The 13,106-nt window shown below is 58.2% G+C and carries 10 protein-coding genes and 1 pseudogene; 4 read left to right on the top strand and 7 right to left on the bottom strand.

From position 1 onward, the window contains the following. Position 1: 1 nt before the first annotated feature. The 6 genes and pseudogenes from LZ605_RS05430 to LZ605_RS05405 form a co-directional block, all read right to left on the bottom strand. Positions 2–967 (bottom strand): CBASS oligonucleotide cyclase, encoded by a 966-nt coding sequence (locus tag LZ605_RS05430; protein ID WP_026070609.1) that lies wholly within the window; start codon positions 965–967, stop codon positions 2–4. 215 nt (positions 968–1,182) lie between these two features. Further along, a pseudogene (locus LZ605_RS05425) lies at positions 1,183–1,391 on the bottom strand (integrase); the annotation flags it as partial. A 1,717-nt stretch (positions 1,392–3,108) separates the two neighbouring features. Then, positions 3,109–4,032 (bottom strand): ATP-binding protein, encoded by a 924-nt coding sequence (locus tag LZ605_RS05420; RefSeq protein ID WP_329761816.1) that lies wholly within the window; start codon positions 4,030–4,032, stop codon positions 3,109–3,111. Between the two features lie 80 nt (positions 4,033–4,112). After that, positions 4,113–5,963 (bottom strand): hypothetical protein, encoded by a 1,851-nt coding sequence (locus LZ605_RS05415; protein WP_049399271.1) that lies wholly within the window; start codon positions 5,961–5,963, stop codon positions 4,113–4,115. Beyond that, positions 5,960–6,703 carry a hypothetical protein gene (locus LZ605_RS05410; RefSeq protein ID WP_017354507.1) on the bottom strand — a complete coding sequence of 248 codons (744 nt, stop codon included), beginning with the start codon at positions 6,701–6,703 and terminating at the stop codon, positions 5,960–5,962. Before LZ605_RS05410 ends, LZ605_RS05415 begins: the two co-directional genes overlap by 4 nt. Before the next feature lie 532 nt (positions 6,704–7,235). Continuing rightward, the gene (locus LZ605_RS05405; RefSeq protein ID WP_049399270.1) at positions 7,236–7,475 is read right to left on the bottom strand and encodes a hypothetical protein; all 240 of its coding nucleotides are present in this window, start codon (positions 7,473–7,475) and stop codon (positions 7,236–7,238) included. 119 nt (positions 7,476–7,594) lie between these two features. Here LZ605_RS05405 and LZ605_RS05400 point away from each other — a divergent pair, with 119 nt between their 5' ends. Then, positions 7,595–8,782: a hypothetical protein gene (locus LZ605_RS05400; RefSeq protein WP_146257381.1), complete on the top strand. Its 1,188-nt coding sequence runs from the start codon at positions 7,595–7,597 to the stop codon at positions 8,780–8,782. A gap of 432 nt (positions 8,783–9,214) precedes the next feature. On the opposite strand, the gene LZ605_RS05395 is transcribed toward LZ605_RS05400, so the two are convergent. After that, positions 9,215–9,460 (bottom strand): helix-turn-helix domain-containing protein, encoded by a 246-nt coding sequence (locus LZ605_RS05395; RefSeq protein WP_017354505.1) that lies wholly within the window; start codon positions 9,458–9,460, stop codon positions 9,215–9,217. A gap of 95 nt (positions 9,461–9,555) precedes the next feature. On the opposite strand from LZ605_RS05395, the gene LZ605_RS05390 reads away from it, so the two are divergent. The 3 genes from LZ605_RS05390 (at position 9,556) to LZ605_RS05380 (ending at position 11,542) form a co-directional block, all read left to right on the top strand. After that, positions 9,556–10,356 carry a hypothetical protein gene (locus LZ605_RS05390; RefSeq protein WP_017354504.1) on the top strand — a complete coding sequence of 267 codons (801 nt, stop codon included), beginning with the start codon at positions 9,556–9,558 and terminating at the stop codon, positions 10,354–10,356. Positions 10,357–10,451: 95 nt separating this feature from the next. After that, positions 10,452–10,886 (top strand): NIF family HAD-type phosphatase, encoded by a 435-nt coding sequence (locus LZ605_RS05385; protein ID WP_017354503.1) that lies wholly within the window; start codon positions 10,452–10,454, stop codon positions 10,884–10,886. A 95-nt stretch (positions 10,887–10,981) separates the two neighbouring features. Beyond that, positions 10,982–11,542, top strand: coding sequence for a cyclin-dependent kinase inhibitor 3 family protein (locus LZ605_RS05380; protein WP_026070517.1), 561 nt, complete (start codon positions 10,982–10,984; stop codon positions 11,540–11,542). Positions 11,543–13,106: the final 1,564 nt, after the last annotated feature.

Here is a 13,106-nt window from a genome sequence, read left to right as displayed (position 1 = left end):
CTCACGCTTGGAAGGAAGAGCCGAAGACCTTTTGCCAGTAGCGCACGGTCTCCTGCTTGGTCGGTGCAGCCAGTGCCGCATCAATCGCGTCGCCGGCATCCAATGCCGCCTCGACAATGGCATCGACCTGCGCGTGACCGTACAATTTGGCCACGTTGTTCTTCTCGTTCACCGGATCAATGATCTGCATAGGCTCGGAGAAGGCGGCGATAATGGCGGTAGGGTAGTAATCCTGGAATGCGATTTGTTCGCGAAGGCCGCTCTGCGCCACGTAGGTGAAGAAGTGCTGGAGCGCTTCGGGGTAGTTGGAGAAATCACGCCCCTCATCGCACAGCTTTGCCAGGATCATCTCGATCATGAAGGACTTGAAACGAAAGCCGGGAACTTCCGTCTTCATGCGCCTTGCCCAGAACTTGACCAAGCGCACCACCTGCACAAAATCCGAAGGCTGCAATTGTTTACGCCGCTTGGCAAACTCTAGGTGCCGGGGAATGCTGGTTCTCAAGAACGAGCCATCATCCTGACTGACTAGGTTGCCATACCAGTCAGGATCGCCGTCATAGAGGATCGGCACCACGTCCACATCCAGCCCAGAACCTTGGAACGAGACTGTTACGGAGTAAGTCTGGGGCTTGACTTGTTCGGGCTTGAAATTTGGATAAGCCTTTCGAAGCCGCTCTGCCAAGTACTCCAGCAGCCTCCCAATGTCCTTGGGGGCGTCTGCCCCACTGATGTAACAGGCCACGTCAATGTCGTTGAGCGACCGCAATGCGGTGCCTTTTGCCAGACTTCCCGAAAGGATCATCTTTCGAAGGGTGAAATCCGGGTGCTGCCCTAGGTAGGTCTCCAGACGCTCTCTCAGTCCACGCGCCTGCGCGCGTAGCTCATTGGCTTTATCGCGTGGCAGATTGACCCGATCGTCGGCAAAATTGACAAGCTCCCTATGGCCTACGTGCTGCGTTCCCATGCATCGATCTCCAAGCCGGGCGCGTGCCGACCGGCGGATAGGTGAGGTGGTACTGCGACTTCCCCGCTGCCAACTTGCCGGCTCGTTGTCGCAGGAACTGCGACTCTTCCCCGATCACGGGCCGGAAAGCTGATAGCTCCCGATCAACATTGGGATGGCTTTCACAGTTTCAAGGGCGTGGGTGGGTGCCGGGACGCGGCGCGCCTGGGACGGGCTCAATCCGCGTCGAGCAGCCGTGCGGCCGGGTTGTGCTGGGCGCCGCCCTGCTGGAAGTAGCCAGCCGCGCTGGCCACCGAGCGGTGATCGGTATTCGCCATCAGGGCGGGCAGCGCCAAGCCTTGGTGCGCCCCTTCGGTGATGAAGCCCGAGCGCAGGTTGTGTCCGCCGAAGTCCCCTCCAGGCCGGCGAGTGCGGCGCGGTGCTGGATGACCACGGCGGTGGTGTGGGGCGCCTATCGCCAAGTCAACCCGGGTGCCCGCACGCGGCAGGACAGCGCGTCATCGGTGATCCTAGCGGTGGGCAGTATCCGCAACTGACTGGCGCACAACGGCAGATGGTGCGCGAGGAGTACATGCGGGGCACCTAAGGTCTTCGGTTTGGGGTGGAAGTCCCGCTGGTCCAGTACGTCATTCAGGCCTATCGCGCGGCGCCGAACCCTCAGCGTCATCTTGCTCCTGACTATCTACTGATGGTAGACCAGCCAGAGTCTCTGCCCGATGGCGCCATCTGGCATTGACTGGTGCATCAGCATCACGGATTGAAGGCGCCTGGCCCTGGCGTGGATTCGATTGCTGTTGTTGGCAAATGCTACGAATAAATGGGTGCCGCCCATTTCCAGGTGCAAACAGGCGGCTTCTCTATCTCGGCAGCTGAGTTGTGCGTCAGAAGTTTAGGGTGGGGCGATCGATGCCTTTGCTTAGGGTTGCGTTATCCGAACGCCACGCGCAATTCGTGTGGATGGCTCGTATCCAAAAGCGCAATGGGACTGGGCGATCTATAACGCTCCGGAAGCGCGCTCAAGTTGCCCTCATGCTCCGAGAGGAGGATGCCGTCCGCGTAGCCCTGGGCGAGCACCGCTAGTCTCACTCGTAGTCCCAATCCCGAGTTGCTCACCCGCTGCGGGCTGGAATGGCTGAATTTGCCCAGGAGCTCATCTACGAAGTTCAAATAGTTGGGGTGAATCACTCGATAGCGCCCGCCTGGCCTGGTCGCGGCGTAGCTGCTCCATCCATCCGGAGCCGGTTGATCCCGAGCTCCGGCGACTCGCTCGCCTTGAGGGCTAAAGGCCTGATCTGATCGACCTCGTCGGGAACCTCTGGCTGCATTCTGGTCAATGTAACGGAGGATTGGGCCTGAGTCGTCCTCAGAGCCCGTATGGTTTGCACGTAGTGCTGTATCTGCGCCTGCTGGTGGTGATTGTTGATCTGGGTGTGTCGTGAGCCTGTACCTTTTAGCGTTGCAGACCCTCCTGGCCTGGCGTAGCGCCAGGCCAGGAGGAAGGTCCACAAGGCTGGAAATCCTGCTGGGATCAACGTGTACCCCTGGAGTTACGATCAGCCGACTTGTACGCCTTTGCTCCGCACACCAGTTGAGGTAGGCCTGTAGATACGCCGTGGCATTGGGGTGGGGGTGTCTCTGCAAGGCGGAAGCCGACTCATTCATAAGGTCAAAGCCGCACGCACAGGTGAGCAACTTCGTGGGCGTGCCAGCGACTGTCACCGGAAATCCATTGCATCGTGGGCAACTCTGGCGCAGGCGAACGCCATGCCAGGGACACGTGGAAATCCAGGGCAGCTGATGCAGTGTGGTGTGATACCCGAGTCTGATGCAAGGAAGGCAGTACCTCAACCTGAGATGGGAGGGCAGTCTCGGGTCGTCCGTCATGAACGGATACCACGCCGCCAAGTCCCACTCGGGCGGAGTCTCGATCCCAAGGGTTGTAGAGAGTGCCTCTTGTTGTACTTGCGAGGTCGTCAGGCTCAAGAGCAGGTTGATGTTTCTGTTTGGCTTGATTCCGAGGAGTTGTGAGTACTCCGTGACCCGCCTGGCCTGGTTCAGTCGCGATAGCCTCGCGACGCAGCCAAAAGCCGATTGGTATGGAACAAGTCGGAGGTTGCCGCCGACCAGCTGAGCGCCGCTCCTCATTTGCCTACGGCCCTATTTCTTGAGCTTTCGAAGCCGGCGTATGCGCTGCGCAGGAGAGCTTCATCAATGTGCTGGGTAGTAAGCCCTTCGAAATCGTTGCGCCCAGCAGCGATCTTGGTGAGTAGGTGGTAGACAAACTGGTTGAAGGAGGCCATGAGCCAATCCTTGGGAACGGGATAGTTGCCTTGATTGGCAAGGTTCTCAATTCGTTCGCGTATCGCTTCGGTCTCCTTCTCAAGGCGCCAGCCAACGCTGTAAGCATAGGGTGCGAATGCTTCGGTGTAGGTCTTTCCTCCCTCGTCCGGCCACCTCATAACTTGGTCAAGCTGGCGAAATGCCAAGGCGACATCACATGCGTCCTGCACGTCAGCGTCCTCCGTCGGGATGTCCCAGAGAAGCCCGGTAAAAGGATGGCTGTCGACAAAGAATCGGCCATACAGATGTGGCGGCGCCAGCTGACTAAGATCGTCTGCGCCTCCAATCACGCTGTTGCTCTGGTGGATGAAGAGAAAGAACGGTTGCACTGATGATCCGAGGAAGTGGTTCTGAAGCTTTGCAAGGTGGGCGTAGTCCTTGAGCGTGAGCTGCTCAGCCGTATCGATCGCAATCACGACCACGTCGGCCGATGCTCTAGCGGCTTCCTGCTCAATTGCCCGGATGATCCTGAGGAGGAGATCCTGTGGGCTGGCTACGGTTGTTGCCCTCATGCCCAGTCCAAGGATGACCTCGCGGAAGAAGTTGCCTTCGCTAGGGGTAGTCGGTTTTCCGACGACCATCCGGAGGAATCCAATAGGAAATGGTCGCCAAGAAGTGGTGGTTTCAAGTATTCGCGTGGCAGTTGACTTCCCACACCGGCCATCGCCAATGATCCTCAGGCTCGGCCGCCCATACTCCAGGCACGTGGCGAATCCAGATGCCATTCGCAGTAAGGGGAGAGTCTGGATATTGGGGCGATGTCGCGCGTGCATTGGGTGGTTCTCAAGGCTCGCCGGGGCCTTCATCAGCGGAGCCTCGTGTTGAACGTGGCCCTGCGGATTCCCATCAGTGGAGAGCCTTGCCCCTGACTGTTGGTCGTGGACGGTGGCTTGGGCACATCGCCAGCTGCCATGAGCGAGGCGCTGTCCCTGACGCCAGCGGCCGCCGATCGGACGGCTGCGTGATAGGCCTCAATGTTGTCGGCTAAACAGTAGTTACCGGGCTCCCGTGACGCGTCGCTCTTCGCCCAGCGTGCCGCGCGCTTCCTGATCGACAGCGTGTGGGCCACGCTCGCATATGGGGCGAGAGCGTGAAGTGTGAGTACACGCTTACCGCCTCTCCAGAGGGTCAGCTTGCGAATGTCTCGCCAGTCTTCGTAGGTTGCGTCAAATGACTGCCCAATCAGGTGCCACTGTCCAGACAGTGTTGGTGACCTGTACCTAGCGTGGTCGAGATAGACGAGGGGAGGTACACCACTCCTTCTGGAGCCTCTGATGGTCACCTTCATCCGCCTAACGGTCATGTTTCTCACGTCATCTTCGGTGCCAGGTGCATGCCACACCCACTCCCCAGATGCCAGATGCTCATCAATGATTCGCTTGGGCGACCTGGGTTCGCGAGTGGACCGGCTCGTCACATTGTGCGAGGTAACATAGGTGTCAATGAGGTCTTTCAAGACCTCCAGGAGAATGGGGTGGTCTTTCCCGTCAAGCTTTGTAGTGACTTGACGCTCATTCACTTGCGTTGCGGGAGCAAAGCCGCCGGCGATGTGGCGCAGCAGGCCATTCTCAATCTTCTTGAATAGAGCCTCGATGTAGGGGCGACCTTCGCCCATCCCGGATCGTCCAAAGTGCAGGATTCCCTTGTGATGATCAATGAGATTTCGGACTGTCATCTTGGCGTGATGGGATGAGTCGTTGTCCATTGCGATCATTGCGCTTCTCATCACTACCTCATCCACTAGGTAGATCGACGGCATCCATGCACTAGTCGAGTAGCTCAAGTTCGACGTGCTCAGATCCCTTGGTTGCCAGGGGCTCATGATCTTCGCGAACAGGCTGACTACATCGTGTTGCTCGTACTTCCGGCCAAGCACCATTTCCCAACCAAGGATGGCGCCACTCCCGACATCAACAACTGCCAGTAGCCAGATCCGACTAATCTTCTCTAGCCGGAATGAGCCGTCCGCCATCGGCATGGCCAGCCATGCGTCGATGTCGACGGAATGCTCGTCGTACTCAACTCGATCAAATGGCCGAATGCTGAGTAGGTTCTCGATTCGGGTGGAAGTAGGCTCATCCGCAGCCAAGAGCATCTCATTTTCGCTCTTTGTGCCTCGGATGCGCTTTATGAGGGAGGTCAGTGCTCGTCTTCCCTTGTCACGGATGTTGAGCGGATACATGGCCTGAAAGCCCTTCCCAGTCAGCACCTTCACGAACTGGGAATGCAGCCTGTCGAACGCGGGGCTCCTTTTGGACTGTGTTGGCAAGGCGCCCTTGAATCTTGCGACTGCATCGCCGAGTTCGGGGATCGCTTGCAGGACAGCATCTATGGCGAACGGATGTGAACTATCGGGGACGACCGAGTTGTTGCGATCTGACACGCTGAATCGCGCATAGGGAATGCAGGCTCGGTATCCGACTCGATGACCGCTCTCGTCGAAGAGCAGTGCGGTCCGGATCATTCGAGAGAGGGTATTTCGCGGCACGCCCCATCGAAGGGCTGCGTCGACCAAGGTTGCCCCATCAAGGACGCTGGTGAGTGCTGACAGGCGGGCTTGAAATTCCGACTGTTGATCAGCTGGAAGTACGATCCCATTTGGCCTTGGAGTTGCCCGGATCGACTCGAGGTCGACGGCATTGAACTTGGAACTCATGGGTCGGCCCTCCAGATCCTTGATCGCCCCGTCATTCGAGGAAATGCATCGGTCGCCAGAAATCCGACGTGAAGCAACTCAGCCACGACCCCCTGAATGTGAGTTCGAGGGTGGTGCCTGAGCTCATGGATGAGTTCATCTGCACTGATGCTGCCGCTTCGCTCGATGGTCGCGGCGATTTCCTGTCGCAACGCCAGGCTGCTCCCCAGATCCTTGGCTGACTGGCAGAACCCGAGCAGTTGGTAGCAGAGCTCATTCCTGCCGCCGGGCGCCTTGAGTTCGTCCTCCGTGATTAGCCACAAAGAGATGCCTGCATCCTTGGCTGCTGAACGAAGCCGGTCCAGCTCGCGAGGACGACGCTTGCCATCCACGCCGGGTACTGTCTGCGAATTCGGAATGACGTTTGCATAGATCTCCTGGCCTCCGCGCCTCTGAAACCAGAAATGGAGTTCCATGCTGTCAAGTCCTACCGGGATGGACCGAGGCCTCTCGGTCACGGCCGCCACTGATGGATCAAACTCCAATTGCAGTCGAAGCGCGAGTTGCAGGGGGCCGTGTACGGTAACCGTCCGGTTCTCTTTCGGGCTAAAGAAGGTGAAGATGTCCCCCCTCTTGATCTGGCCAGCGGTTAGTTCACGGGGGGCCAGCGGTCGATCCTTCCCATTGTGGAGCGGGTCGGAGGCGCGTGCAGACGCTACGCCTTGGAACGGGCTCACGGGATTGGTCGCGTGGTTGCTCATGCTGCCTCCTTGTGGATGACTGCAGTTCGCATGGTCGAGGAGTGGCGCTGCGCAATCGCGATTGAGGGATGACTCAATGCATGGTCAGCTGAGTGTTGGATCTTCATCGATCGACTTCCCGGTTGGCCTCGGAGAATGAGGCTCGGTACTGGCGGCAATGGCCAGCAGGGTCATTGGGGATTTCGGGCATGGGGTGCCGTGCCGATTGCCATACGATGGCAGTCGGAGCGCGCAGATGCCCGCTCAAGCAGCTTTGCCGCTTGACACGAAGTCGGAATTGCGGGAGCCTACATACGTTATCGTAGAGCTTCACCCCCTCTCGCTCCGGCGAGAGGCTATCGCCCCCGTTGCTGCGGGGGCGATTTCATTTCCGGGGTCGGAGATTTGATGAACTGGGGGGCTAAATGCCTCCTTTGAAGCTGGAGTTTTGGCGTCAAGCCGTTCAGGGGCGCACTGTGCGCCTAGGTGAGTTTCAGCAGATCAGAAGTGGTGCGGGCCTTTTGGCTTCGGCCTCAGCTCGCGTGCTCAGGAATTACAGCGAGTTCAGCCACTCAGCGACATCTCGCGTTTTGGCGAACAACCCCCGCCGACCTGGCAGCGGAAAGGTGCGAACCGGCAAAAGTTCACGCTGGACGGCTCGGCCGAAGGTGCGGCCGTTTGGAAAGCCAAGGTTCCGCTGGAGGTCGCTGCCGCCCATGAGCTCCCCATGCCGCTCTAGCAGCTCGCGACTGAGTTCGGTGGAGACTGCTGCTTCTGGATTCTGGATAGGCATGACGCAACTCCTAGCTACCGTTGGACCCCATCATGCACAATTGCAGCCAGTTCTAGGGGATTCTTTAGTCCCGCTTCAGAAGATCCATAAGTATGCCTCGTGGCAAGATTCCAACAGACGTGGCGCTGGTCGTCCGCAATAGCGTGTGGGCCTGCGTTGTGCGAAGGCTGCATGGCGATCGACTGACCTGGGATGATCTTGATCAGTTGCTCTTGCCTAGAGTTGGGCTCGATATACACGCGCAAGCGGCCAACGGTCGTCCCCGATCCTTCTACCGGTTCTTCAGCAAGGGGCATCATCCAGGGAAGCTACGCGGTCCTGGTGGATACTTGATTGACTCGGTGCATGGGGATCCAGCGTTCGCGGCTGCAAAGGAGGCCTTCGAGCATCCGATCTGGATGATCTGCAGCACAGAGGCTCCCACTGCGGAGCAATTGCGGGGCGTACGTCGATCACTAATGGAGCGTCTTGGGCTACTGATGCCGTCCATCACCGAACGCCTGGTGGCTTCTCATCACAATCTCCCTGGCCTCAGCAGCTATGCGCCAAGTCGGGTAGATGCCTTGGAGTCCATGTTCAACGTGGCCGAAGGTGGCTCCTTGGACGCGATAGGCCTGTGTGCGTGTAACTATCTGTTAGCTATAGACAGCGGTAGGCTCGAGACTGCAGTAGATGTCCGGGATGCACTACGCTGGGCAATTATTCGTTTTTGTGCTGTTTGGGGATTGCGCCCCGACGCATGCACGGCAATCCAGCTGTTGATGGAGCAGCGGGTGGTCAGGCTTCGTAGGGGATCGCTGTTGCCAAAGGATGTTGGGTTTCCACTTGGCAATACGGATTCCAGCGCGTTTAGTAGCAATTCGGCGAAGGGGGTATTCTTCGCAGATGACTATCCGTGCATGCTTCCGGTGACTCCTCGCACAGGTGGGGTGGATACATTCTTCGCCCGGTTTCACTCGCACTATCTTGCTTTCGTGAATGATCTGACAAGGCAAGGAGCATTCGCGCAGCTGGCTGGGACTGAGCTCGGCGGATCTTTGCCGACTCAAGATGCAATTGACGACCTGTTTCTTGGGCTGCTGGACGTGCCGGAGGATGTTTGTCACGGCGAGGTTGCAACTCTCAAGCAGTTTGCGCCAATCAGTCCGGTAGCGGCATGCGTGGCGGAAGTCCTGCCCACTTCTAGCATCGGAAGCTCGCCTTACACCCGCATCAAGCCTCTGGGCGCAGTGCTTCTGAAGTTCATGCGTTCTGTCGACATGCTGGTTGACGTTGAGCATCCGCATCCCATGGTTGATGAGCCGTGAGATGCGCCTCCAGGATCTTTCGTTACCTTGAAGTGGCGTCAACAAGGGAGAGGTATCAACGCTAGCCGCGCGGTGGAGGTCACTGTTCTTGCGGGGAGATGCGCATGCTGGTTCTGCAATGCATGCCGAGCCTTTTAAGCTATGGTCAGTACGAAGAGGTCGCCCCAAAGGGATTTCCTTGAAGCGCTGAACCTCTTATTGCGAAGGAATCGTCAGTCAAGCGCGCCGACAGGGCTTATGAATGCTTTCCCTTCTAGCTCGGATGGTGCGCTGGAGGCCACCACTTGACCAGCCAGTCCTGTGTAGCCAGAACTGGCAAGAAGCCATTTGCTCAAAGTGGTCGCATGCTCGTTGAGCGGGATAGTGGGGTGGGCACTAGGCGTGAGCCTAGTGGTACGCATCTGAAGAAGACTGAGCCTTAGCTCAGTAAAGTCAGTCTTTGAGTCGCTTCTCAAAGTCGGCAATGAGCTTGCCCAGGGATAGGCCTGTCAGGCGCGCTATGTCCCTAAGCTCCACGACGTCAACCCTGCGCTTCCCTGTCTCAACATCGCTAATGAACGACTGGCTGCGCCCCAGCTTGCTGGACACTTGTACTTGGGTAAGGCCAGCAGCCAAGCGCGCGTCTCTGACGGTCTCAATCAGGGCGGCGTATTCCTTGCGATGGATTGTCTTGGCCACGGCCGCACCCTGGTTGAGCGGCTTCAGAAGCTATATCCAGTTCTCCGATATCTAAAAACCAGATATCCTGTGCTTCTCATTGACAGGGGAAGGGCATGATCAAAGAACAACGTCGACGCGACGCAGCTGGCTGGGGCAGGCAGGGCTTGCTGCTTGCTCTGACGGTCCTAGTTGCCGCCTGCAGCGGTCCAGTAGACAGGAAGTTGGTCACTGACGGCACGCAGGAGCAATACAGAGCGTCGATTGACGCAATTGACGCCGAGCTGAGTGCCCATGAGCGGGATGCCTTCAACTGGGCCGTTGCCGGCCTTGATCTGGCTGAGCTGAACAAGGCCTACCCGAATGCATCTATAAGACAGGTGGTTAGGGGGCACATCAAGCAGATTAGGGATGCCCATCCAAAAGAAATTCTTGCTCTGCAGGAGCAGGCCAACGCGCAGCGGCCGACGATCACCGAACTAGAAAGAGTGCGTGCGAGTGGCGCAACGTTACGGATCGAGGACAGCTTCTTTGGCCCGAAGCCGGTCATTGAGGCGCGAATTGCGAATAGCTCAACTTTGGCGCTCAGCCAGGCCAGCTGGGCGGCGACGCTCTACATCAATGGCGAAGCTCAGCCCACGGCAAAGTCGCGGGTGCACAGCGACTTCCGATCGATTGATGGCCTCAAGCCGAGCCGCGGCGTCACGGCGCGCTTCAATGTTGGCTTCGTAAAAGGTGATGATGCGTGGTCGACACTGGCAATTCGACAAGCGTCTTCAACGCGAGTCGAGCTCGAACTAATTCCTCAGACGGCTTTGGACTTCAATGACAAGCCCTACATAGCTGCCAACTATAGGGAAAAGATCCAGTCTCTGGAGAATCAGCTTAAGCAAGCCGAGAAGTTCTCAGATATCTGACTCATTGGCGTTCCGCAACTGCGTCCGATGACCAAGCGCAGCGCGGAACGCTCCAGATCCAAGTGTCCAACTGCTGATGAGGATCCTAGCGCTCAATGCGACCGACCATCCTTGCTCTCGATCTCGAGGGGACGCTGATCTCAAATGCTGTCAGCCAGATTCCACGCCCAGGGCTTTATCAGTTCCTTGAGGTCGCTCATGAACTCTTCGAGCATCTGGTCATCTACACCACGGTCCCTGAGGCAGCTTTCCGCAGGATTTCGCGGCTGCTGGTCGAGGAAGGGAGCGCGCCAGGCTGGTTCGCTGAGTTGCCATATACATTCTGGGGAGGGGCAACGAAGGACCTCCGGTATGTGTCTCCGATCCTGGGTGCAGCGCTGTTGCTGGACGATCACGCGGACTACATCCATCCGGGGCAGGAGCGCTATTGGATTGAGGTCTCTTTGTTCGGCGCTCCATATGACGCGGATGACGCCGGCCTGGAAGTGGCCCTTGAGATGCTGAAGGAACGATTGGTTGTTCCGTTGTAGTTGGTGTGCTTAGTGAGTGGGTTGGCGGGTGCAGCTCTTCCAGCCAGCAGCGCCGGTTGCTGCATAGGAATGGGCTGTCGTTCAGGAGATCCGACATGATTCGAACAAGTTTGACCCACCCTTTAGCTATCGCGGAACTCCCGGTTGGCGAAAGGGGAGGGGCAATTGGTGTGACCTTCGCGCCAGGTAAGTACCAAGAAGTTGCGATGACGGGGGCATGGGCGAGAGACATCGATGTGGATGTCTCTGTGATTCAGTGTTGGGGAGCCAGCCACCTGATCACGCTACTCGAGCCGTGGGAGTTCAGTGAGTTGCGGATCGAGTGCTTGCCTCAAGTGGTTGAAGGGCAGGGCATCTCATGGCATGGCCTTCCAATCACGGATGGCGCAGCACCTGACCAGAGGTTGCTCGAACGATGGCCAGTACTGGGGTCAATGCTCGTTCGGAGTTTGCATTCGGGCCTGCGCATTGTGGTCCACTGCAAGGGTGGGCTGGGGCGAGCCGGCACTGTCGCAGCGATGCTTCTACTGCAGTCAGGGGCTGAGCGAACAGCGCAGGCTGCCATTGGCTCGGTGCGACGTGTCAGGCCGGGTGCCATCGAGACCGCTGTCCAGGAGGATTTCCTGCAGCAATGGGCACAGGGACTGCGCTCGTAGTTGCCCTTCCAGATCAAACGCGTGGCGAGCTCATCAGTCGTTCAAGGCCAGCCCTGGCTATTGGCGCCACCGATACCTACGCGATCTAGTCGACCGCTGACACCGGATTCGCTGGGTCGCGCGCCCACTAGTGGACGCGGCGCGGAGAGTATCCGCTAAAGCCTCCAGTCGCTACTTGGCTGCAGCCAGTACTGTCTGCCCAGAGGGATAAACGTCTCCATTGCCACGTCCAAGATCAACGGCTGACGCCAGCCATGGCCTGGCACGAAGCAAAAGTCAGTCGGGCCAAGTGCTCCCGATTGAACTCGGCTAACGAGCCAAGTGCATCTCCTGCTGATCTCTCGATCAAGTACCCGACGGGCGGCCTCCTCGTCCAGATCAGCTTTCAGGAACTCCGACGCAACGTTGCGCATGCCGGCCCACAGTACATACCTCTTGCGTCCCAAGCTCAGTGCATTCCACTCCGGGAGCTGGGTCGATCTCAGGCCATTGCCCAGCGTGGGAGATAGCCGATACTTGCGTAGCAGGTTGGCCAGGTATGCACGGGCTTCGCTCTCTGCGAGCGAGGTTCCCAAGGTCCGTTTGGCAGTGGACGGGCATTCGGCAGCCCATCGGGTAAGCGTACTGGTCAACCTGGCCTCCAGACTCACGTCCTGACGTGACCAAGCGGCCTGATAGGTCCATGCCAGAGGCTCATACAAGGACCTCGCCCCGGAATTGGGGGCTGCGATGGGAATGCGCTGCAGTACGCGAAGTGAGGCAAGCGTATCGAGTGCGGCTGAGGCCAAGCCCTCGGCGGCAACAGGCCCGCTTACGGTCCTTGAGCGCTCCAGTGCGCACCAGGCGCAGGCTAAGAACGGGCCGATTGAACGAACGAAATCGTCCAACTCTGGCCAATGCGAAATGAGGGTCGGTTGGGTGACAACATAGGCCACTTGTCTCTCAGATCGCTCGCCTAGCTCACCAGCATAGCAGCGAGGCGAGTCCGCGTCTATCTGATCTTCAGATATCGCCACACTGCTGTCCGTGGCTGCGCTGGAGTTGTGAGTGAAAGTCCCGTCGCTTCCTCCAGCGGTGTTCTAGGTTCTTTGGGGAGCCGTGCTATGCCGAGGAGCGCGAGTAGGCCATTGAGCATGGACGAATCAGTGGTTCAAGTTCCATGTCGCGCGGCCGATACAGCCCTGTCCAGACTCCTGGCGGGTCGTCCCGGCCACGAATCCAGTCGATGGCATCCCGTTTGCCCAGGAGCTCCGGAGCGACGTTCTAAGTACCCTGCCATGTACTCAATTCAGAAGATCATCGACCTGCTGCTGCTATTGGGCGTTCCTTCGCTGCTCTTCATTGGCGCTTACGTTCTGCGCCGCCCCAAAAGAGAGCTCAGTTGGGAGCCGGTGCTGGATCAGCGAGTTCATTGCTGGAAATGGTGCGCCTATGGCTTCATTTTTCTCTTGTATGTTCCCGGGACGACGTTGTATCGAACGTTGATTCCTACGGGTTGTGATGGACTTGTTTGCGTCCAGTTCTTCACCGCGAGTGGATACCGTATCGCCCCGAGCGAACTTCA

It is taken from the genome of Stenotrophomonas maltophilia (assembly GCF_023518235.1).
In the GTDB taxonomy this organism is placed as follows: domain Bacteria; phylum Pseudomonadota; class Gammaproteobacteria; order Xanthomonadales; family Xanthomonadaceae; genus Stenotrophomonas.
Note: the sequence above shows the minus strand (reverse complement) of the source record. Positions and strands in the feature narration are given on the sequence as shown.